At 70.5% G+C, this 21,786-nt stretch carries 18 protein-coding genes; 12 read left to right on the top strand and 6 right to left on the bottom strand.

From position 1 onward, the window contains the following. The first annotated feature begins 118 nt into the window (after positions 1-118). The 6 genes from ftsZ to ACIOMQ_RS20260 all read left to right on the top strand — a co-directional run bounded on the left by ftsZ (position 119) and on the right by ACIOMQ_RS20260 (position 5,102). Positions 119-1,333, top strand: coding sequence for a cell division protein FtsZ (ftsZ, locus tag ACIOMQ_RS20285; protein ID WP_362208400.1), 1,215 nt, complete (start codon positions 119-121; stop codon positions 1,331-1,333). Further along, on the top strand, positions 1,330-2,082 hold the full coding sequence (gene pgeF / locus ACIOMQ_RS20280) for a peptidoglycan editing factor PgeF (RefSeq protein WP_401986796.1): 753 nt from the start codon (positions 1,330-1,332) through the stop codon (positions 2,080-2,082). Before ftsZ ends, pgeF begins: the two co-directional genes overlap by 4 nt. A 6-nt stretch (positions 2,083-2,088) precedes the next feature. After that, positions 2,089-2,808: a YggS family pyridoxal phosphate-dependent enzyme gene (locus ACIOMQ_RS20275; protein ID WP_402189715.1), complete on the top strand. Its 720-nt coding sequence runs from the start codon at positions 2,089-2,091 to the stop codon at positions 2,806-2,808. Between the two features lie 126 nt (positions 2,809-2,934). After that, positions 2,935-3,552 carry a cell division protein SepF gene (locus ACIOMQ_RS20270; protein ID WP_114244064.1) on the top strand — a complete coding sequence of 206 codons (618 nt, stop codon included), beginning with the start codon at positions 2,935-2,937 and terminating at the stop codon, positions 3,550-3,552. Between the two features lie 70 nt (positions 3,553-3,622). Next, on the top strand, positions 3,623-3,907 hold the full coding sequence (locus ACIOMQ_RS20265; protein ID WP_362208410.1) for a YggT family protein: 285 nt from the start codon (positions 3,623-3,625) through the stop codon (positions 3,905-3,907). A gap of 49 nt (positions 3,908-3,956) precedes the next feature. After that, positions 3,957-5,102 carry a DivIVA domain-containing protein gene (locus tag ACIOMQ_RS20260; RefSeq protein ID WP_362208413.1) on the top strand — a complete coding sequence of 382 codons (1,146 nt, stop codon included), beginning with the start codon at positions 3,957-3,959 and terminating at the stop codon, positions 5,100-5,102. A gap of 269 nt (positions 5,103-5,371) precedes the next feature. Here the strand turns inward: ACIOMQ_RS20260 and ileS are convergent, their stop codons facing one another. Beyond that, complete coding sequence (gene ileS / locus ACIOMQ_RS20255) at positions 5,372-8,539, bottom strand: isoleucine--tRNA ligase (protein ID WP_362208415.1); 3,168 nt, start codon at positions 8,537-8,539, stop codon at positions 5,372-5,374. A 541-nt stretch (positions 8,540-9,080) separates the two neighbouring features. On the opposite strand from ileS, the gene ACIOMQ_RS20250 reads away from it, so the two are divergent. From ACIOMQ_RS20250 to ACIOMQ_RS20235, 4 genes are read left to right on the top strand one after another with little or no spacing between them, the layout of a single operon-like run. Continuing rightward, on the top strand, positions 9,081-9,914 hold the full coding sequence (locus ACIOMQ_RS20250; protein WP_402189712.1) for a TraR/DksA family transcriptional regulator: 834 nt from the start codon (positions 9,081-9,083) through the stop codon (positions 9,912-9,914). Positions 9,915-9,972: 58 nt separating this feature from the next. Continuing rightward, positions 9,973-10,563, top strand: a complete 591-nt coding sequence (gene lspA, locus ACIOMQ_RS20245; RefSeq protein ID WP_362208421.1) for a signal peptidase II — start codon at positions 9,973-9,975, stop codon at positions 10,561-10,563. A 23-nt stretch (positions 10,564-10,586) separates the two neighbouring features. Further along, on the top strand, positions 10,587-11,528 hold the full coding sequence (locus ACIOMQ_RS20240; protein ID WP_362208424.1) for an RluA family pseudouridine synthase: 942 nt from the start codon (positions 10,587-10,589) through the stop codon (positions 11,526-11,528). Beyond that, positions 11,525-12,025 carry a GNAT family N-acetyltransferase gene (locus ACIOMQ_RS20235; protein WP_362208427.1) on the top strand — a complete coding sequence of 167 codons (501 nt, stop codon included), beginning with the start codon at positions 11,525-11,527 and terminating at the stop codon, positions 12,023-12,025. The genes ACIOMQ_RS20240 and ACIOMQ_RS20235 overlap by 4 nt, the downstream gene beginning before the upstream one ends. Before the next feature lie 107 nt (positions 12,026-12,132). Here the strand turns inward: ACIOMQ_RS20235 and ACIOMQ_RS20230 are convergent, their stop codons facing one another. Continuing rightward, the gene (locus tag ACIOMQ_RS20230; protein WP_402189709.1) at positions 12,133-14,448 is read right to left on the bottom strand and encodes a glycosyl hydrolase family 95 catalytic domain-containing protein; all 2,316 of its coding nucleotides are present in this window, start codon (positions 14,446-14,448) and stop codon (positions 12,133-12,135) included. Positions 14,449-14,688: 240 nt separating this feature from the next. Between ACIOMQ_RS20230 and ACIOMQ_RS20225 the strand changes: the two genes are divergently transcribed. Further along, positions 14,689-16,275, top strand: coding sequence for a Na+/H+ antiporter (locus ACIOMQ_RS20225; RefSeq protein WP_362208432.1), 1,587 nt, complete (start codon positions 14,689-14,691; stop codon positions 16,273-16,275). Between the two features lie 29 nt (positions 16,276-16,304). Here ACIOMQ_RS20225 and ACIOMQ_RS20220 read toward each other — a convergent pair whose 3' ends face one another. Then, positions 16,305-17,444 carry a mechanosensitive ion channel family protein gene (locus ACIOMQ_RS20220; RefSeq protein WP_401264892.1) on the bottom strand — a complete coding sequence of 380 codons (1,140 nt, stop codon included), beginning with the start codon at positions 17,442-17,444 and terminating at the stop codon, positions 16,305-16,307. Positions 17,445-17,481: 37 nt separating this feature from the next. Between ACIOMQ_RS20220 and ACIOMQ_RS20215 the strand changes: the two genes are divergently transcribed. Beyond that, on the top strand, positions 17,482-18,060 hold the full coding sequence (locus tag ACIOMQ_RS20215; RefSeq protein ID WP_362208435.1) for a dienelactone hydrolase family protein: 579 nt from the start codon (positions 17,482-17,484) through the stop codon (positions 18,058-18,060). A gap of 316 nt (positions 18,061-18,376) precedes the next feature. Here the strand turns inward: ACIOMQ_RS20215 and ACIOMQ_RS20210 are convergent, their stop codons facing one another. The 3 genes from ACIOMQ_RS20210 to ACIOMQ_RS20200 all read right to left on the bottom strand — a co-directional run bounded on the left by ACIOMQ_RS20210 (position 18,377) and on the right by ACIOMQ_RS20200 (position 21,722). Then, positions 18,377-20,038, bottom strand: coding sequence for an alkaline phosphatase D family protein (locus ACIOMQ_RS20210; RefSeq protein ID WP_401264696.1), 1,662 nt, complete (start codon positions 20,036-20,038; stop codon positions 18,377-18,379). A gap of 97 nt (positions 20,039-20,135) precedes the next feature. Next, positions 20,136-20,951 carry a DsbA family protein gene (locus ACIOMQ_RS20205; protein ID WP_402189706.1) on the bottom strand — a complete coding sequence of 272 codons (816 nt, stop codon included), beginning with the start codon at positions 20,949-20,951 and terminating at the stop codon, positions 20,136-20,138. A 48-nt stretch (positions 20,952-20,999) separates the two neighbouring features. Further along, complete coding sequence (locus tag ACIOMQ_RS20200; protein ID WP_362208444.1) at positions 21,000-21,722, bottom strand: hypothetical protein; 723 nt, start codon at positions 21,720-21,722, stop codon at positions 21,000-21,002. Positions 21,723-21,786: the final 64 nt, after the last annotated feature.

Here is a 21,786-nt window from a genome sequence, read left to right as displayed (position 1 = left end):
CCTAAACTTCAACGTTAGGGTTCGGGTCGGCGTTTCGGACCGTCCCAATCGGCATCCGTCGTCGCGGCGGGACTACCGCAGAGCGACGACACGTAACTCGAGGCGAGAGGCCTTCGACGTGGCAGCACCGCAGAACTACCTCGCAGTCATCAAGGTCATCGGTGTCGGCGGCGGTGGTGTCAATGCCATCAACCGAATGATCGAGGTCGGTCTCAAGGGCGTCGAGTTCATCGCGATCAACACGGATGCGCAAGCCCTGTTGATGAGCGACGCCGACGTCAAGCTCGACGTCGGCCGCGAACTCACCCGCGGACTCGGCGCCGGGGCCAACCCGGCCGTCGGTCGCAAGGCGGCAGAGGACCACCGTGAGGAGATCGAGGAGGTCCTCAAGGGGGCCGACATGGTCTTCGTCACCGCCGGAGAGGGCGGCGGCACCGGCACCGGCGGCGCACCCGTCGTCGCCAACATCGCGCGCTCGCTCGGCGCCCTCACGATCGGCGTGGTCACCCGCCCGTTCACCTTCGAGGGCCGGCGCCGCGCGAACCAGGCGGAGGACGGCATCGCCGAGCTCCGCGAAGAGGTCGACACCCTCATCGTCATTCCCAACGACCGGCTGCTGTCCATCTCGGACCGCCAGGTCAGCGTGCTCGACGCCTTCAAGTCGGCCGACCAGGTGCTGCTCTCGGGCGTCCAGGGAATCACCGACCTCATCACGACCCCCGGCCTGATCAACCTCGACTTCGCCGACGTCAAGTCGGTGATGTCCGAGGCCGGATCGGCACTCATGGGCATCGGCTCGGCCCGCGGCGACGACCGCGCGGTGGCCGCCGCGGAGATGGCGATCTCCTCGCCGCTCCTCGAGGCGTCCATCGACGGCGCCCGCGGCGTCCTGCTCTCCATCTCCGGCGGCAGCGACCTCGGTCTCTTCGAGATCAACGAGGCTGCTCAGCTGGTGAGCGAGGCCGCGCACCCCGAGGCGAACATCATCTTCGGCGCGGTCATCGACGACGCACTGGGCGACGAGGTCCGTGTCACCGTGATCGCGGCGGGCTTCGACGGCGGACAGCCGCCGGCCCGGCGGGAGAACGTCCTGGGCGCGAACTCCACCAAGCGCGAAGAGCCGGCTCCGCCGGTCCGGACCGCCGAGCCCGTGCGCCAGGCCGGCGGACTGGGCTCGGTGCTCCCGCGCGAGGAGCCCCCGGTCCAGGCCGAGTCCGTACCGGCGGCCGGCGAGAGCCACCTGCCGCCGGTCACTCCGCCGCACATCCCGCCGGCCCGTCCCTACCAGGACTCCCAGGCCGAAGAGCTGGATGTTCCGGACTTCTTGAAGTGATAGGCACGCATCACGCAGTGTCCTCGGAAACCTCGGGGGGCCGCGGCGCGCACTTCGCCTTCACCGACAGGTGGGGCGGAGTGAGCGCCGCTCCGTACGAGGAGCTCAACCTCGGCGGCGCGGTCGGAGACGACCCCGCCGCCGTTCTGGCCAATCGGGAGTGCGCCGCGCGGGCCCTCGGCCTGGACCCGGCGCAGGTCGTCTGGATGAACCAGGTGCACGGGCGGGACGTCGCGGTCGTCGACGGCCCGTGGGGAGACGCTTCGGAAATCCCCGCGGTGGACGCGGTGGTGACGGCCCGGCGCGGACTTCCGCTCGCCGTGCTCACCGCCGACTGCACCCCCGTACTGCTCGCCGACCCGGTCGCCGGGATCGCGGCGGCAGCGCACGCGGGCCGTCCCGGTCTGGTCGCCGGAATCGTCCCCGCCGTGGTCGAGGCCATGGTCGGACTCGGCGCCGAGACCTCCCGGATCATCGCCCGTACCGGACCGGCGGTCTGCGGACGGTGCTACGAGGTCCCGTCCGGGATGCGCGCCGAGGTCGCCGAGAGCGTCCCGGCCTCCTGGTCCGAGACAAGTTGGGGAACCCCGGCCGTGGATGTCACGGCGGGGGTCCACGCCCAGCTCGAAGCCCTCGGGGTGAAGGACCGTCACGCGTCGCCGGTCTGCACTCTCGAATCGGGCGACCATTTCTCGTACCGCCGCGACCGCACCACCGGGCGGCTCGCTGGATATGTCTGGTTGGACTGATAGGGCATGACGGACCGTAAGACTCAACTCGCCGAAAATCTGGCATGGGTGGAGGAACGCATTGCTTCCGCCTGTATCGCCGCCGGCCGCAAGCGGGAAGAAGTGACCCTCATCGTGGTCACCAAGACCTACCCCGCGAGCGATGTGCGGATTCTGCATGAACTCGGTGTGCGTCATGTCGCGGAGAATCGTGACCAGGACGCGGCGCCGAAGGCAGCCGAATGTGCGGATCTGTCGCTCACATGGCACTTTGTCGGTCAATTGCAGACGAATAAGGTTCGTTCTGTGGCGAGTTATGCCGATGTCGTACAGTCGGTGGATCGGACCAAATTGGTCACGGCCCTCTCGGCGGCCGCCGTGCGCGAGGGGCGTGAACTCGGCTGCCTCATCCAGGTCGCACTCGACGCGGAGAGCGGCGAGCGGGGCGACCGGGGCGGTGTCGCGCCGGACGGGATCGAGGAGTTGGCCGCGGCGGTCGAAGCCGCGCCCGGGCTGCGGCTCGGCGGTCTGATGACTGTCGCGCCGCTCGCCGGACCGTACGCGGGCCGGCAACGCGCCGCCTTCGACCGGCTGATGGAATTCTCATCCCGCCTGCGCGGGAACCATCCTGCTGCGAACATGGTTTCCGCAGGGATGAGCGCGGACCTCGAGGACGCCGTCGCGGCCGGGGCGACACATGTGCGCGTCGGTACGGCGGTACTCGGAGTCCGACCGAGGCTCGGGTAACGTCGCCAAGCAGGTCGGACCACAGCAGAAAATATGGTCATTCCCGCCTATGGCGGGCAGGCCTCAGTGGATCGCGGGGCACTTGGTGACAGATGCCGATCCACCACAGAGCGGAGGACTCAGAGCATGGCCGGCGCGATGCGCAAGATGGCGGTCTACCTCGGCCTCGTGGAGGACGATGGGTACGACGGTCCGGGGTTCGACCCCGACGACGAATTCGAACCCGAGCCGGAGCCCGAGCGCGACCGGCGGCGGCACCAGCCCGCTCATCAGGTGGAGCGCGACCGGGAACGGGACGAACCGGTGCGAGTGGTGCAGCCTCCCGCGCAGCGGGAGCCGGTCCAGATCCCGGCGGAAAGGGAGCGACCCGCCCGAATTGCACCCGTGGCATCCATCACACCTGAACGCCCGAACATGGAGAAGAACGCACCGGTGATCATGCCCAAGGTCGTGTCCGAGCGGGAGCCCTACCGCATCACCACGCTGCACCCCAGGACCTACAACGAGGCCCGTACCATCGGGGAACACTTCCGTGAGGGCACTCCGGTGATCATGAATCTCACAGAGATGGACGATACGGACGCGAAGCGACTTGTCGACTTTGCCGCAGGACTCGTCTTCGGTCTCCATGGCAGCATTGAGCGCGTGACGCAGAAGGTGTTCCTGTTGTCGCCTGCTAACGTCGATGTCACGGCGGAGGACAAGGCCCGCATTGCTGAGGGCGGATTCTTCAACCAGAGCTGAGAACACGACACCGGGAACAACCCGGCCGTAAGGCCGGAGCTACGAGAGTCAGGGGAGAGGGAAGCGCGAAATGGGCGTCGCACTGCAGGTTGTCTATATCGCGCTGATGTGTTTCCTCATCGTGCTGATCTTCCGGCTGGTCATGGACTACGTCTTCCAGTTCGCGCGTTCATGGCAGCCCGGCAAGCCGATGGTGGTCATACTTGAGGCCACCTACACGATCACCGATCCACCGCTCAAGCTTCTGCGGCGGTTCATCCCGCCGCTGCGTCTCGGGGGCGTGGCACTCGACCTGTCCTTCTTCGTTCTGATGATCATCGTCTACATCCTGATCAACATCGTGATCAGGCTGTGAGCGATACGGTCTTGCCGACTGCCGACGACTACGTAGAGGTGAAGAAGAGATGCCGCTGACTCCTGAGGACGTGCGGAACAAGCAGTTCACGACCGTCCGCCTCCGAGAAGGCTATGACGAGGACGAGGTCGATGCCTTCCTCGACGAGGTCGAGTCCGAGCTGACCCGCCTGCTCCGTGAGAACGAGGACCTGCGCGCGAAGCTGGCCGCCGCCACGCGTGCCGCCGCGCAGAACCAGCAGCAGGGGATGCGCAAGCCGGAGCCGCAGGACCGGCCCGGGGCACCGGTGCCCGCCGCCATATCGGGTCCGCCGGTCCAGCAGCAGCCCCCGCAGATGGGTCCCCCCCAGCTGCCCGGTGGTGCTCCGCAGCTGCCCGCCGGTCCCAGCGGTCACGGTCCTGGTCCCCAGGGCCCGCACGGCCCCGGCCCGCAGGGCCCGCACGGCCCCGGTCCGATGCAGGGCGGTCCCATGGGTGGCCCGATGGGCGGCCCCATGGGCGGTCACGCCCCGCAGCAGCAGATGCAGCAGATGCAGCAGCCGCCGCAGATGCAGCAGCCCGGTCAGGGCCCCGGTGGCGACAGCGCCGCCCGTGTCCTCTCGCTCGCGCAGCAGACCGCCGACCAGGCGATCGCGGAGGCCCGTTCCGAGGCCAACAAGATCGTCGGCGAGGCGCGCAGCCGTGCCGAGGGCCTGGAGCGCGACGCGCGCGCCAAGGCGGACGCGCTGGAGCGGGACGCGCAGGAGAAGCACCGCGTGGCGATGGGCTCGCTGGAGTCGGCCCGCGCGACGCTGGAGCGCAAGGTCGAGGACCTGCGGGGCTTCGAGCGCGAGTACCGGACCCGGCTGAAGTCCTACCTGGAGAGCCAGCTGCGTCAGCTGGAGACCCAGGCCGACGACTCGCTGGCGCCGCCGCGGACCCCGGCGACCGCTTCGCTGCCGCCGTCGCCCTCGCTGGCCCCGGCCGGTGCAGGTGCCATGGGCCACTCCATGGCCGGCGGCAACCACGGCGGTCACGGCAACCCGCAGATGGGCGGCAACCCGTCCATGGGCGGTGGGCCCTCGTACGGTGGTCAGCAGCAGATGTCGCCGGCGATGACCCAGCCGATGGCGCCGGTGCGGCCGCAGGCGCCGCAGCCGATGCAGCAGGCTCCTTCGCCGATGCGCGGGTTCCTGATCGACGAGGACGACAACTGAGCCGGGTGCGCGCGGTGAGCGCGTAGCCGTCGGCAGGCTGAGGGCCGGGCCCCGGGGTTTCCCCGGGGCCCGGCCCTTTTGCCGTGGGCGCGGGGATGTGCGGGTGGGGCGGCCTGTGGCGGGCTCGTCCGCTGCCGCCCCTTCCCGCAACCGGGGGCTCCGCCCCAGAACCCCGCTCTCAGAAGACCGGAGGGGCCGGACACGGCCGGGAGCATGCAGGAGGCCCGCCCGGAACGCCTGTTCCGGGCGGGCCTCGATGAGCTGGGGCCTTACTGCTCCGTCTTGCGGAGGCGGAACGTCAGGGACAGGCCCTCGTCCTCGAACGGGGCGCCGTACGCGGTGTCCGCCTCGCCCTGCGCGTAGTCCAGGGCCAGGACCTCGTCCGCGATCAGGGCCGCGTGCTCGGTCAGGGCCTCCACCGTGGCGGGGGAGGACGACGTCCAGCGGACGGCGATGCGGTCCGCGACGTCCAGGCCGCTGTTCTTGCGGGCCTCCTGGATGAGGCGGATCGCGTCACGGGCCAGGCCCGCGCGCCGCAGTTCCGGGGTGATCTCCAGGTCCAGGGCGACTGTCGCGCCCGAGTCGGACGCGACCGACCAGCCCTCGCGCGGCGTCTCGGTGATGATCACCTCGTCGGGGGAGAGGGCGACCGTCTCGCCGTCCACCTCGACGGACGCCGTGCCCTCGCGCAGGGCCAGCGACAGGGCCGCCGCGTCGGCGTTCGCGACCGCCTTGGCCACCGCCTGGACGCCCTTGCCGAACCGCTTGCCGAGCGCACGGAAGTTCGCCTTCGCGGTGGTGTCGACCAGCGAGCCGCCGCCCGCCGGACCAGCGGCGGAATCGGTGAGGGAGGCCAGCGAGGAGACGTTCAGCTCCTCCGTGATCTGGGCGTGCAGCTCGGTGGAGAGGGCCTCGAAGCCGGCCGCCGCGACCAGGGCCCGGGACAGCGGCTGGCGGGTCTTGACGCCCGACTCGGCGCGGGTGGCCCGGCCCAGCTCGACCAGGCGGCGCACCAGCGCCATCTGACTGGACAGCGTCGGGTCGATCGCCGCGAGGTCGGCCTTCGGCCAGGTGGCGAGGTGGACCGACTCGGGGGCGTCCGGGGCGACCGGAACGACCAGGTCCTGCCAGACCCGCTCGGTGATGAACGGGGTCAGCGGGGCCATCAGCCGGGTCACCGTCTCGACGACCTCGTGCAGGGTGCGCAGCGCCGCCTTGTCGCCCTGCCAGAAGCGGCGGCGCGAGCGGCGCACGTACCAGTTGGACAGGTCGTCGACGAAAGCGGACAGGAGCTTGCCGGCGCGCTGGGTGTCGTACCCCTCAAGAGCCTGCGTGACCTGGTCCACCAGCGCGTTCAGCTCGCTCAGCAGCCAGCGGTCCAGGACCGTGCGGTCCGCCGGGGCCGGATCGGCCGCGGACGGCGCCCAGCCGGACGTACGGGCGTACAGGGCCTGGAAGGCGACCGTGTTCCAGTACGTCAGGAGGGTCTTGCGGACGACCTCCTGGATCGTGGTGTGGCCGACGCGGCGCGCCGCCCACGGGGAGCCGCCCGCCGCCATGAACCAGCGCACCGCGTCCGCGCCGTGCTGGTCCATGAGCGGGATGGGCTGAAGGATGTTCCCGAGGTGCTTGGACATCTTGCGGCCGTCCTCGGCGAGGATGTGGCCCAGGCAGACCACGTTCTCGTACGACGACTTGTCGAAGACCAGCGTGCCGACCGCCATCAGCGTGTAGAACCAGCCGCGGGTCTGGTCGATGGCCTCCGAGATGAACTGCGCCGGGTAGCGGCTCTCGAAGATCTCCTTGTTCTTGTACGGGTAGCCCCACTGCGCGAACGGCATCGAGCCCGAGTCGTACCAGGCGTCGATGACCTCCGGGACGCGGTACGCCTCCAGCTGGCAGTTCTCGTGCGAGCAGGTGAACGTGATCTCGTCGATGAACGGGCGGTGCGGGTCGAGGCCGGAGAGGTCGGTGCCGGTGAGCTCGCTCAGCTCGGCGCGTGAGCCGACGCAGGTGAGGTGGCTGTCCTCGCAGCGCCAGACCGGCAGCGGGGTGCCCCAGTAGCGGTTGCGGGACAGCGCCCAGTCGACGTTGTTGTTCAGCCAGTCCCCGAAGCGGCCGTTCTTGACCGAGTCCGGGAACCAGTTGGTCTTCTCGTTCTCTTCGAGGAGCCGGTCCTTGATGGCGGTCGTACGGATGTACCAGGACGGCTGCGCGTAGTAGAGCAGCGCGGTGTGGCAGCGCCAGCAGTGCGGGTAGCTGTGCTCGTACGGGACGTGCCGGAAGAGCTTGCCGCGGGCGGCCAGGTCCTCGGTGAGCGCCTCGTCGGCCTTCTTGAAGAAGACGCCGCCCACCAGCGGCAGATCCTCCTCGAAGGTGCCGTCGGGGCGGACCGGGTTCACGACCGGGAGGCCGTAGGCCTTGCAGACGAGGAGGTCGTCGGCGCCGAAGGCGGGGGACTGGTGGACCAGACCCGTACCGTCCTCGGTCGTCACGTACTCCGCGTTGACGACGTAGTGCGCCTCGGAGGGGAACTCGACCAGGGCGAACGGGCGCTCGTACGTCCAGCGCTCCATCTCACGGCCGGTGAAGGTCTGGCCGGTGGTCTCCCAGCCCTCGCCCAGTGCCTTCTCGACGAGCGGCTGCGCGACGACGAGCTTCTCCTCGCCATTGGTCGCGACGACGTAGGTGACGTCGGGGTGCGCGGCGACGGCGGTGTTGGAGACCAGGGTCCAGGGCGTGGTCGTCCAGATGAGGAGCGAGGCGGCGCCGGCCAGCGGGCCGGAGGTGAGGGGGAAGCGGACGAAGACCGACGGGTCGACGACCGTCTCGTACCCCTGCGCGAGCTCGTGGTCGGAGAGGCCGGTGCCGCAGCGGGGGCACCAGGGGGCGACGCGGTGGTCCTGGACCAGCAGGCCCTTGTTGAAGATCTCCTTCAGCGACCACCACACCGAGTCGACGTACTCGGGGTCCATCGTGCGGTACGCGTCGTCGAGGTCGACCCAGTAGCCCATCCGGGTCGTGAGCTCGGTGAACGCGTCGGTGTGGCGGGTCACCGACTCGCGGCACTTGGCGTTGAACTCGGCGATGCCGTACGCCTCGATGTCCTTCTTGCCGTTGAAGCCCAGCTCCTTCTCGACCGCGAGCTCGACCGGCAGACCGTGGCAGTCCCAGCCGGCCTTGCGGCCGACGTGGTAGCCCTGCATGGTGCGGAATCGGGGGAAGACGTCCTTGAAGACGCGGGCCTCGATGTGGTGGGCACCGGGCATGCCGTTGGCGGTGGGCGGGCCCTCGTAGAAGACCCACTCGGGGCGGCCCTCGGACTGTTCGAGGCTCTTGGCGAAGACCTTGCTCTCGCGCCAGAAATCGAGCACGGCGTGCTCCAGCGCGGAAAGGTCGACCTGGGCGGGTACCTGGCGGTACTGCGGCGATGTCATGGGCGGACTTCCTCCGGCGGACGTTTTCCACTTCCGTCGGAGGGACGAGAGCCTCATCGACTCCCGCGGTACCACCCTCCTTGGCCCCGGGCGTGCGCCCGTGGCCCCCTCATTGGGGTCGCGATGCCGGTTCTACTGGCCTTGCGGCGTTCTTCCGACGGCTCCGGGTGATCTTCACGACGCGCTCGCCCCCGGGCTCCCACCGTCCCCGGGTCGCTCCTGGCTGCGTACGACGCTACTCGTCCCATCCACGCCTCTCGCTCAGGCCAGTGTACGGGCCCGTACGGGCGACGGCCGACCGGTTTAACCCGTGGGGCGGGGCGTGACCCGAATGGGCAGAGGCGGACGCACGGACTCCGGGTGGGCGGCCGGGCGGCGGATTACCCGGCGGTGAGCTGGGCACAACGGATTCAGACGTGTCGGTGTCGGGGCACGGGGAGGGGCGATTCGGCGGCGTGCCCCGTTGCCGCGGCGCTGGGGTCGATTTATCGTCCCAGCACGATTCGCGTGCAAGATCACAATATGTGAAGGGGCCGCGGCCATGGTGGTGAAGAAGACCGCCGCAAAGAAGTCGGCGTCAGCGAGAACCACGGGTGCGGCGGCCGGTAGGAAGGCGGCCGTGAAGGAAGCGGCCGGGAAGAAGGCCGCTGCGAAGAAAGCGGCCGGGAAGAAGGCGGCGGCCGAGAAGGCCCCGGCAGGGAAAGCCGCGGTGAAGAAGACGGCGGCCCGGAAGAAGGCGGTGCCCGCCGAGAGCGCGGGTGCCGAGCACGCGGCGCCGGTCAGGAAGGCAGCCGCGAAGAAGACCGCGGCCGAGAAGGCTTCGGAGAAGGCCGCCGCAGCGGCCACGGTGGCGGCCGAGGCCGCCGAGCAGACGGGAGCCCACACGGTGGTAGCCAAGAAGAGCGCGGCCCGGACCCGCACGGCCGGCAGGGGCGCCGCGCCCGTGCCCCCGGCCCGCGGGATCACCACGACGGCCCCCGGCGAGCTGGCGGTCCGGCCGGGCGAGGATCCCTGGACACCGGACGAGGTCGACGAGGCGCGGGCCGTGCTGAGCAGCGAGATCATGCGGCTGCGCAGCGAGCTGGAGGCCGCCTCCGCAGCACTCGCCGGGCTGATGCGCGACTCCGGCGACGGGGCGGGTGACGACGAGGCGGACACCGGCACCAAGAACATCACCCGCGAGCACGAGATGTCGCTCGCCGCCAACGCCCAGGAGATGCTCGACCAGACCGAGCGGGCCCTGGCCCGGCTCGACGCCGGGACGTACGGACTGTGCGAGATCTGCGGCAATCCGATCGGCAAGGCGCGGATGCAGGCGTTCCCGCGCGCCACGCTCTGCGTCGAGGACAAACAGAAGCAGGAGCGGCGCGGTTGATCCGGGGTCGTGTGTCGTACTCTCGTCCTCAGTCAGGAACCTAGGTTGAGGGATTCACGTGGCAGAGGCGGAGCGCATCATCGGTACGCCGGACATCCCCGATGCTGAGGGGACTGAAGGGGGCGGGGCCGAGGGCCGGGTCGAGGAGACCGTACCGGGCAGGAGCGGGCGGAAGATCGCGGTGCTCTTCGCCGTGGCCGTCTTCGCCTATCTGCTCGACCTGATCAGCAAGCTGATCGTGGTCGCGAAGCTGGAGCACCGCGCGCCGGTCGAGGTCATCGACGGCTGGCTGAAGTTCGAGGTGATCCGGAACTCGGGCGCCGCGTTCAGCTTCGGCGAGGCGTACACGGTCATCTTCACCTTCATCGCGGCGACCGTGATCGTGGTGATCGCCCGCCTGGCCCGCAAGCTCCACAGCCTGCCGTGGGCCATCGCGCTCGGTCTGCTGCTCGGCGGCGCCCTCGGCAACCTCACCGACCGCATCTTCCGCGCCCCCGGCACCTTCCAGGGCGCGGTGGTGGACTTCATCGCGCCCGCGCACTTCGCCGTGTTCAACCTCGCCGACTCCGCGATCGTCTGCGGCGGCATCCTGATCGTGATCCTTTCCTTCAAGGGCCTGGACCCCGACGGCACCGTGCACAAGGACTAGCGGGCGCAAGGCATACTCGACAGGTGAGTACGTATCCCGAGGTCCGCACCCTGCCCGTACCCGACGGTCTGGAGGGCGAGCGTGTCGACGCCGCCATTTCCCGGATGTTCGGTTTCTCCCGCACCAAGGCCGCCGACCTGGCCGCCGCCGGGAAGGTGCAGGTGGACGGTGCGGTGGTCGGGAAGTCCGAGCGGGTACAGGGCGGCGCGTGGCTGGAAGTGGAGATGCCGCAGGCGCCCGCTCCGGTGCAGATCGTCGCCGAGCCCGTCGAGGGCATGGAGATCGTGCACGACGACGACGACATCGTCGTGATCGTGAAGCCGGTCGGGGTCGCCGCCCACCCGAGCCCCGGCTGGACCGGCACGACCGTCATCGGCGGTCTCGCCGCGGCCGGATACCGGATCTCGACGTCCGGCGCCGCCGAGCGCCAGGGCATCGTCCACCGCCTCGACGTCGGCACCTCCGGGCTGATGGTCGTCGCCAAGTCCGAGCGGGCCTACACCCTGCTGAAGGCGCAGTTCCGCGACCGGGTCGTCGAGAAGAAGTACCACGCGCTGGTGCAGGGCCACCCGGACCCGATGAGCGGCACGATCGACGCCCCCATCGGGCGCCACCCCCAGCACGACTACAAGTGGGCGGTCACGGCCGAGGGCAAGCCCTCCGTGACCCACTACGACCTCATCGAGGCCTACCGCGCCGCCAGCCTCCTGGACATCAAGCTGGAGACGGGCCGCACGCACCAGATCCGGGTGCACATGTCCGCCCACCACCACCCCTGCGTCGGCGACCTCACCTACGGCGCCGACCCGACGATGGCCAAGCGCCTCGGCCTGACGCGGCAGTGGCTGCACGCCGTCCGGCTCGGCTTCGAGCACCCGTCCGACGGCAGCTGGGTGGAGTTCGCCAGCACGTACCCCGACGATCTCCAGCAGGCCCTGGACACGATCGCGGCGGAGAGCGAATGACCGGCACGCCCGCTGCGTACACCACCCGTACCGTCGTCGACGAGCAGGATCTCGCCGCCTGTTTCCAGGTCCGCAAGGATGTCTTCGTCGGTGAGCAGAACGTGCCCGAGGAGATCGAGTACGACGCCCACGACGCGGACGCGGTGCATGTGATCGCCGTCGCGGCGGACGGCTCGGCGCTCGGTACCGGGCGGCTGCTGCACGGTCCGGCCGCCGCCGACCGGACCGGCGGTGATCCCACCGTCGGCTCGCTCGGCCGGCTGGCGGTGACCGGGCGGGCGCGTGGTCACGGCGTCGGCGTGGCGCTGGTCCGGGCCATCGAGGCCGCGGCCCGCGAGCTCGGCCTGACGGCCGTCGATCTGCACGCCCAGACCCACGCGCTCGGCTTCTACGAGCGGCTCGGGTACGTGGCGTACGGCCCCGAATTCCCGGACGCGGGGATCGCGCACCGGGCGATGCGGCGCTCTCTGCGGGACAGCCTTCAGGGCATCTTGTAAAAGTCCCGCCTGTCCCGTGACGGCGCTGTTTTCACAACGCGGCCCCGTGCAGGAGCACCGCCCCGGTCGTACGGACGGGACGGCACACCGGCGGACGGTGCGGGCGGTCAGTCCGGCAGGCCCCAGCGCGTCCACGCCCCGTTCGACGGCACGTCGCGCGGACCCGTCCCGGAGTGGCGCGTGCCGTGCGGGGTGACCACCGCCGTGCCACCGCGCGGCAGGGCGACCGTGATCCGGCCGGGTCCGGTCTCCCGCCAGCGCAGCGGGCGCCCGTGGGCGTCCCGTACGTCGATCCGGCCCGTGAGGGAGTGCTCCAGGGTCAGCGGGGCGCCCGCCTCGCTGTGCACCCGCACCCAGCGGGTGGCACCGCCGGAGCGGTCCGCGTCCACGAGGAAGGCGCCCGGGGTGCGCAGTGACGCGATCGAGGCGTCCGTCCAGCGGTCCGAGACGGACGGGAAGACCTTCACCACCCCCTCGTGGCCCTGCACCACCATGTCGAGCATCGACTGGGCGGCGGACAGCGGGCTCTCCAGGGCGAGGTTCTTGCCCTCCCGGTACATCGTGTTGACCGTCATCTGGCAGTCCGCAACCACGTTGAGGTCGGTGAAGAAGGTCAGGAAGTCGAGGGCCTTCTCCGGCTCGCCCCTCACCGAGTACATGGACGAGGCGGTGGCGTAGCTGTAGCCGTGCCACAGCTGCTGCATGGAGACCCAGTGGTCCATGGAGCGCCGCATCACCTCGCGGTCCGCGGCCCGGTCCCAGTTCCGTTCGCGCAGCGGGTACAGCCACAGCAGATGCGAGTGGTGCCGGTGCGAGTCGGCCAGCGGGACGTCCTTGCCGATCATGACGCCGGCCGACGGGTCCTCGGCGTACGGGGTGAGCCTCCGGTCGATGTCCTGCCAGCGCGCGAGGCGCGGATCGTCGGTGCGCAGCAGCTTCGCCGACGCGATCAGGGTGCGCACGCCCCAGCGGATCAGCGAGAGGTCGTAGGTGCAGTCCGCGGCGTTGGCGTACTCGGGGGAGCGGGTCTCCGGCAGATGCAGACGGCCGTCCGGGCCCTCGTGCAGGAAGCGCGCGTAGAAGTTGATGGCCTTCGCGAGGATCGGGTACACCACATCGCGCAGGACCGACAGGTCCATCGAGTGCCGGTAGGACTGCCAGACGTTGTGCAGGGCCCAGGTGAGATTGCCGAAGTTGTCGGAGACGTGGTCCGAGCCCGGGGCGCCGACGTCGTACGTATCGCCTGCGCGCAGCTGCCAGTCGGAGGGGTGGCCCAGCGCGTAGCTCTCGCCGTCCCGGTAGTCGACGGGGACGGAGGCCGGGAGGTTGTGCTCGAAGCGGCGGAAGGCGCTCGTCACCGAGTCGAGTTCGGGGTGGTTGGAGCCGTGGACGGGCGCCATGCCGATCTGGACGTTGAGGTTCCACCAGACCGCGGTCCAGTTGTTGCCGACCTCGGGGAACCACGGGCCCCATTCGGAGATCGTCGGGCCCTCGGCCCTGGTCGACGCGGCGAGTTTGTAGAGCTGGATGAGGTAGAAGCTCTGCAGCCGTTTGTCCGGTACGGAGAGGAAGCTGCGCCGGTAGTACGCGTGCCACCAGTCGCGGTGGCGCTCCACCAGCCGGTCGGGGCCGGCGGCGAGGGTGCGGTCCACGGCGCGCAGCGCGGCCGTCGTGGCCTGCGACACCTGGCCGGGGAAGCGGTACACGAGGTGCGCGGCGAGCAGCCGGCCGGTGCCTTCGCGCCGCTCGCGCCAGGCGGTGGTCCAGCCGCCGCCCGCGAGGAGTGGCTGCTCGACGAAGCCGTCGCCGACCCGCGGATCCGGGTTGGGCGTGTAGTCCTCGGGCTTGCCGCTGCTACGGGTGGTGGCGGCCTGCAGCCACTGGAAGGACCAGGCCGCCGGCTCCTCGCCGGGGGTGGGCCGGGTGGAGACCAGCAGAGCGCCGGTGTCGTTCTGGACGAGGGCGGAGAAGACCAGGGACCCGCGGGTGGTGGTGACGGTGCCGCGCAGTTCTGCGTCGTACGGGTCCAGGGTCCAGTCGACGGCGGTGATCTCCCCGGCGAGGGTCAGGGTGAAGTATCCGACGGGGAGGCGGGAGAAGCCGATGCCGCCGCGCCACTGGCCGCGCTGGTCCTGCACCTGGCTGTGACTGAGCATCAGCTTCAGGGTGTTGGCGGTCTTTCCCGCGTACAGCTGGGCGCCGAGGTAGCCGTTGGCGAGGAAGGGGGCCTGCTGCCAGCCCGTGGGAAGTGTGCGCCAGGTCATGGCGGCGGCACGGACGGTCTTCTCGTACAGGTCGGCGCCCGGCCGTCCCGGGGGTACGGGGGAGGCCGCGGCCCACGCGGTACGGGAGCCGACGAGCCAGAGGGCGGATGTTCCGGCTGCGGCGGCGCCGACGAAATGCCTTCGGGAGAACGCGGTCACGTGGTTTCTCCTGCCAGTCATGTATGTGGTGGAGGTTCCTGTCCCTGAATGGCGCACGCCGCATACTGCCCGCCCCGGGGAGGTTGCGGAAGGGGGGCGACCGCATAGACATCGGAGGAATGATCGGTCGGAGTGCGATGCGGAGGGGGTGTTGTCTGAATTGCGGGCCTTGCGTGGCAGGCTTTGGATCCAGATCGGCCGACCAAAGAGGTCGGCTCACCGCGTTTCGGAAGGCACCTCGTGGATCAAATGGCACTGCTCCTCCTGCTGTTGCTCGGAGCTGTGGTCACGGTGCCACTGGGGGAGCGTCTCGGACTGCCCGCGCCGGTGCTGATGACGCTCGCCGGAGTCGGCATGGCGTTCCTCAGCTTCGTACCGAATGTGGACATCCCGCCCGAGATCATCCTTCCCGCGCTGCTGCCGCCGCTGCTCTACGCCTCGGTGCAGCGCACCTCCTGGCGGCAGTTCGCCGCCAATAAACGACCGATCTTTCTGCTGGCCGTGGCGCTGGTCTTCATCACGACGGCCGCCGTCGCCGCGGTGGCCAACGCGATCGTCCCCGGGCTGCCCATCGCCGCCGCCGTGGCGCTCGGCGCGCTCGTCGCCCCGCCCGACCCGGTCGCGGCGACGGCCGTCGCGGGCTCGGTCGGGCTGCCGCGCAGGCTCGTCTCCATCCTGGAGGGCGAGGGGCTGTTCAACGACGTGACCGCGATCGTGCTGTACCACGTGGCGATCGCCGCCGCGGTGAGCGGTACGTTCTCGCTGCCGGAGGCGTTCGGGCTGCTGATCCTCTCCGCGGTCGTCGCCGTGGCGGTGGGCCTCGTGCTCGGCTGGATCACCATCAAGCTCATGGGACTTCTCGGCGACGCCACGCTCCAGGTCGGCCTCACCCTGCTGGTGCCGTTCGTGAGTTATGTGCTCGCGGAGGAGCTGATGGGGTCGGGCGTCCTCGCCGTCCTCACCACCGCGCTCTACCTGGCCGAGCACACCGCCGACGCCGACGACGTCCTCGGCCGGCTCACCGGCCGTTCCTTCTGGGAGATCGTCGACACCCTCGTCACCGGGGTCGCCTTCGGGCTGATCGGCCTCGAACTGCACAACGTCTTCGGCACGGCCAACGGCCGCGAGCTCCAGATGCTCGGCTGGGGGCTGGCCATCGTCGCGGTCGTCGTCGGCGTGCGGCTGCTGTATCTGCTGCCCGCCACCTGGCTCGCCAAGCGGCTGCACACCCGGCGCGACGTCAGCGAGGAGATCCCCACCAGTTGGCGGGAGACCGTCGTCATGTGGTGGTCCGGGATGCGCGGAGTCGCCTCGGTCGCGCTGGCGCTCGCGATCCCGCTGAAGACGGACGACGGGAAGCCGTTCCCGGGGCGTGACGAGATCGTCTTCATCGCCTTCGCCGTGATCATGGCCACGCTCGTCGTCCAGGGACTCACCCTGCCGTGGCTGGTCCGCAAGCTCAGGGTCAAGGCGGACACGGACGCCGAGGAGGCACTGGAGAAGGACCTCGCGATCCGCGCCGCGAAGGCCGCGAAGCAGCGGCTCAAGGAGATCGAGGAGGTCGAGGAGTTCCCGGAGGAGGTCGCGGAGCGGCTCCAGCGGCTCGCGTACGACGTGGGGGCCCGGATCAGCCCCGACATGGTCGACGACGAGCGCCGCGAGGCGTACGCGCAACGCGTCGAGCGCTTCAAGGCGATCAACCGCGTCCAGCGCGAAATGATGTCGGCCGCCCGCCACGCGGTGCTCTCGGCCCGCAACGAGGCGGGTACGGACCCGGAGGTCGTCGACCGGGTCCTGCGGCAGCTGGACGTACGCAGCCTGAAATGAGGGGGCCCGCCGGGCGGCGCCCGCACCGGTCAGCCGCGCCCCGTGCGGGGCGACCTGACCCGGCCCGCCGGTGTCCTGTCCGCCGGCCCCCCGGCCGCGGTGCCGGGCGGGCTCGGCCACCCGTCGCCCGGCGGAGGCGCCGCGGGAGCCGTCGCGATCCGCGGCAGCGCGTACGGATGGTGGTCGCGCAGCCAGCCGATGAGCTGCTCCCGCACCGCGCAGCGCACCGTCCAGATGTCGTCGGCGTCCTTCGCCGTGACCATCGCGCGGACCTGGATCGTCGACGGCGTGGTGTCCGTGACCGCCAGGGACCAGTCACGTCCGTCCCACGCGGCGCACTCGCCCAGGATGTCGCGGAGCTGCTCGCGCATCGCGGCGACCGGGGCCGAGTGGTCGAGGTGGAGGAAGACGGAACCGGTCATCTGGGCGCCGCCGCGCGACCAGTTCTCGAACGGCTTGCCGGTGAAGTACGAGACCGGCATCGTGATCCGCCGCTCGTCCCAGGTCCGGACCGTGAGGAAGGTCAGCGTGATCTCCTCGATCGTGCCCCACTCGCCGTCCACCACCACCGTGTCACCTATCCGCACCATGTCACCGAACGCGATCTGCAGTCCCGCGAAGAGATTGCCGAGCGTCGACTGGGCGGCGATGCCCGCGACGATGCCCAGCACACCGGCCGAGGCCAGCATCGAGGCGCCGAACGTCCGCATCGCCGGGAACGTCAGCAGCATCGCGCCGACGGCTACCGTCGCCACGATGGCGGTGACCACCCGCTGGATCAGCGTCACCTGCGTACGGACGCGCCGCACCCGCGCCGGATCACGGGTGCTCGCGGCGTACCGGGCGTAGACGGAGTCGACGACGGCCGTCGCGATCCGCACCACCAGCCAGGCCGATGTCCCGATCAGCGCCAGTGTCAGGAACCGGCCGATCCCCTCCCGGTGGTCCCCGACCACGTCGAGCCCGGTGTGGGTGTACGAGCCCCGCAGCAGCGCCGTGCCCAGGGTCAGCTGGAGCGGGATCCGGCATCGCCGCAGCAGACCCCACAGCGGTGTCTCGTGGTGGCGGCCGTCGGTCCGTCTGAGCAGCAGGTCGACGAGCCAGCCGACCAGCAGCGTGATCACGACCGAGCCGCCGCCGACGACCAGCGGACGCAGCACGCTCTCCATCCCGCCGTCCTCCAAGCTCTCGACCGCAACTGGCACCATGGGCGTCATGAACATCATGCTTTTCCACTCGACGTACGGTCTGCGCCCCGCGGTGCACGCGGCCGCCGACCGGCTGCGCGCCGCCGGGCACGAGGTGCACGTGCCCGATCTTTTCGAGGGGCACACCTTCGAAACCGTGGAGGAGGGCCTGGCATTCAAGGACGAGGTGGGCAAGGACGAACTTCTCAGGCGGGCCGTGCTGGCCGCCGCCCCCTACTCGGAGCGGGGTCTGGTCTACTCCGGATTCTCCTTCGGGGCCTCCACCGCGCAGACCCTGGCGCTCGGCGACGAGAAGGCGCGCGGTCTGCTGATGTTCCACGGCACCTCGGACATCGCCGAGAACGCCTCGGTGGACGAGCTGCCCGTACAGCTGCACGTCGCGGACCCGGACCCGTTCGAGACACACGACTGGCTGAACTCCTGGTACCTCCAGATGCAGCGGACCGGTGCCGATGTCGAGATCTACCGCTACCCCGGCGCGGGCCATCTCTTCACGGATCCCGAACTGCCGGACCACGACGCGGCATCGGCCGAGCTGGCCTGGAAGGTCGCGCTCGGCTTCCTCGCCACGCTGTAGGCGGGGCCGCGGGGCACTCGCGGGCGGCGGGCGGAGCCGTGGTCCCCGGTTTGCGGGACCCCCGACGAGAGGCACGTCCGCCGGGTCCCCGCGAGTTTCCCGCGTCGTCGCCGATCGCCCGCCCGGAACGCTCCGTGCAGGCCGTGCGCCGGCTCCACCGGCCGTCGCGGACGGGAGAGGCGGGTGTGTCGAGGGGCTCGCCCGTCCTGGGCGGCGGGCTCGCCCAGGACGGGCGGCGAGAGTCGGCCGTCACGCCGCCGGAAGGCTGAGCGGGTGCGTTCGGCCGCCTCCCGTGCGCGCCTCCCCGACATGGATCTCAGCGCACCGGGCGGTCCGCCCGTTCGACCTTCTGCGTCCCGCTGAGCGTCCGGTACGAGCGCGTCCAGGCGGAGGCCGCGTCCCGCTTCGTCCTGTCGGAGACGGCGTAGTAGTCCATCTGCGAGCGCTCGGCGGTGACATCGAGGACGCCGTATCCGTGCGCGTCCATGTCCACCCACTTCACATGGCGGTTGGCGGCCTTCACCGCGGCGCTCGCGAGCACCGAAACGGTCTGCGGCGCGACATGCAGGATGTCGTCGAGATTGTCCGAGGTCACCGACGTCACCACGAACTCGGTGGCGGCCGAGGCCGAGAGCGGATACGTCGCCGCCTTCACCGGTACGTCGTTGGCCCACGCCATGTGGATGTCGCCGGTCAGGAAGACCGTGTTGGTGATCGACCGGTCCCGCAGATGGGCGATCAACTCCTTGCGGTCGTCCGTGTACCCGTCCCACTGGTCGACATTGACGGCGAGACCCTCCGTGGGCAGCCCCAGCAGCTCGGCCAGCGGCTCCAGCAGGTGCGCGGGCACCGAGCCGAACGCGACCGGCGAGATCATCACCGACGTACCGACCAGCTTCCAGGTGGCGTCCGATCCGGCCAGTCCCGACTTCAGCCAGTCCAGCTGCGCCCGGCCGGTGATCGTGCGGTCCGGGTCGTCGACCGAGCCGCTGCCGATCGTCGACTGCTGGGAGCGGAAGGAGCGCAGATCGAGGAGGTGGAGATCGGCCAGGTTGCCGAAGCGGAGCCGCCGGTAGACGGTGCCCTCGGTGGAGGCGCGGACCGGCATCCACTCGAAGTACGCCTGCTTGGCCCCCGCGACCCGGTCGGCCCAGGCGCCCTCCGTGCCCGGCGTGTGGTTCTCGGCCCCGCCCGACCAGGCGTCGTTCGCGAACTCGTGGTCGTCCCAGATCGCGATCACCGGGTGGGCGGCGTGCAGGGCCTGGAGGTCGGTGTCCGTCTTGTACGTGCCGTGCCGGGTGCGGTAGTCGGCGAGGGTGAGGATCTCGTGCCGGGGCTCGTGGGGCCGTACGACGTACTTCGCGTCCGGGTAACTGCCCGACGCGTACTCGTAGATGTAGTCACCGAGATGCAGCACCGCGTCGAGATCGGCGCGCGCGGCGAGGTGCCGGTACGGGGAGAAGTAGCCGGCCTCCCAGTTGGCGCACGAGACCACCCCGAAACGCACACCGGGCGTGGCCGCCCCGGCCGCCGGCGCGGTACGGGTGCGGCCCGTCGGCGAGAAGACCCCCGCACCGTCGCCCGCCGAGAAGCGGAACCAGTACGCGGTGGCCGGGCTCAGCCCCCGCACATCGGCCTTGACGGTGTGGTCGGAGGCGGCCCTCGCGACCGTGGTGCCCCGCGCGACGACCCGGGCGAACCCCTTGTCCTCGGCGACCTCCCAGCGGACCGCCGTGTCGGCGCCACGGCCGGAACCGGGCACGGCGTCGGGGGACGGGGTGACACGGGTCCACAGGAGTATGCCGTCGGGAAGGGGGTCGCCGGAGGCGACGCCGTGCAGGAAGGCGGGCCCGTCCGCGGCACGCGCGGTGGTGGCGGCGCCCAGCACGGGGGCCGCGACGGCGGTGGCGGCGGCGGCCCTGACGACCGCGCGGCGGCTGGGCGCGGAGAGCGGCGAGGAAAGGTGTCGACTGGTCACGGGGCAGCACCCTACTGACCGGTAAAGCCAACGGGCAGACGAACCAAGGAAGTTCGCCTGCCCGTCGGGGAATCGCTGCCGGGGGTTCGCCGTCCGGCTAGCCCTTCAGCGCGGCGGTGATCGCGGTGTTGAAGTCTTCGACCGTCATCGGCGCGTTCTTGCCGTCCGCGCCGGTGAGGGCCTTGCCGTCCATCTTCAGCGTCGGAGTGCCCTGCACGCCGCTCTTGTCGAACGCCGCGGACATCTTCATCGCCCAGCTGTCGTACGTACCGTCCTCGACGTCCTTCTGAAACGCCTTGTTGCCCTTCAGCGCGTCCACCGAGTCGGCGATCTTGATCAGATAGGCGTCGTCCTTGAACTTGTCGTCGGTCTCCTCCGGGTGGTACTTCGCGGAGTAGAGCGCGTACTTGTAGTCGAGGAACGCCTCCGGGCTGACATTGAGCGCCGCGCCGAGCGCGCTCAGCGCGTTCTTCGAGCCCTCGCCGTTGGAGGCGTTGTCGATGAACGTGGCACCGATGTACTTGATCTTGTACTTTCCGGCGTCGATGTCCTTGTGCACCGTCTCACCGATGGCCTGTTCGAACGTGGCGCAGATCGGGCAGCGCGAGTCCTCGTACAGTTCCAGGGTCTTCTTGGCGGTCGACTTGCCGATGACGACGGTCGTGCCGTTCTCGCCGGAGGTGTTCTTGGGCGCCGTGACGTTCTTCGCGTCCTTGGCCGCGTCCCAGTGGGACGGCTTGTTCAGCTGCATGACGCCCCAGGTACCGACGCCGACGACCGCGAGCACGCCGACGATCGAGACGCCGACGATGATCTGCCGGCGGGCCTTGTCCTTCTTGGCCTGGCGCTCGCGCTCGGCGCGCAGACGCTCGCGGGCCGCCGCCTTGTTGGCCTGGCTGTTGCGGTTGCTCATGTTCGTCTCTCCATGGTGGGGGTGGTATGCCGTCGGGGATGTGCGTGCTCAGGCGATGGCGCAGGCCGAGCGCGGCGGTCCCCTCCGTCCCACGGAGTGCACGAGCAGACGGGCGTGTACGAGCAGGTGCGGGCCGTGTCCGGCGGGGCGCACCCTGCGGTGTACGGAGCGGCGGGCCGTGCCGGCCACGGCGACCGCGATCAGCAGCGGCCGGAACGCCAGGACGGCGACCGCGCCCAGCAGGCCGACGAGCGCGGACTCGCCGCGCCGGAGCCAGGCCGCGGCGACCAGCCCGACCGATACATGGGCGGCGAGCAGCAGCCACGGCACCGCGGGGCCGGGGGAGGCCAGCAGCGCGGCCGCCGTGTGCCCGGCGCCGGTCACCGAGGCGAGCGGGGTGCCGACGTCGCCGTGGTGTGCCGCGCCGGCACCGAGGTCACCGCCGCCGCACAGCACATCGACGCCGACCGAGCGCAGCGGCCCCGCTATCGGGCCGCCCGCCGCGCCGTAACAGAGGTGCTGGCCGGTGGTGAAGACGGTGTCGGCGGCCAGTTCCAGCGGGACCAGCAGCCCGGCGATCGCCCCGAAGCCGCGCTCCCGGCCGGCCAGCGCGTACGCCACCGCGAAGACCGCGCCGGCCAGCAGGGCGACGACGGTCAGCGGCAGCGAGACCCGGGAGAGCAGCACATGGGACCCGGCCGAGAGCGTCACGACGAGCGCTGTGAAGAGCGCCGCGCGAACGACTCTGAGCTGCGTCCCGGATATGTCCATCGTCGAGGAGTGTCGCATGCGAACCTGTCAGCGCCCCCCGAAGGGGGCGGCTGCGTGCGGATTC

The organism is Streptomyces sp. NPDC087845 (genome assembly GCF_044742755.1).
GTDB lineage: Bacteria > Actinomycetota > Actinomycetes > Streptomycetales > Streptomycetaceae > Streptomyces.
The sequence above is the reverse complement of the archived record's forward strand: the minus strand, read 5'-3'. Positions and strand labels throughout refer to the sequence as shown.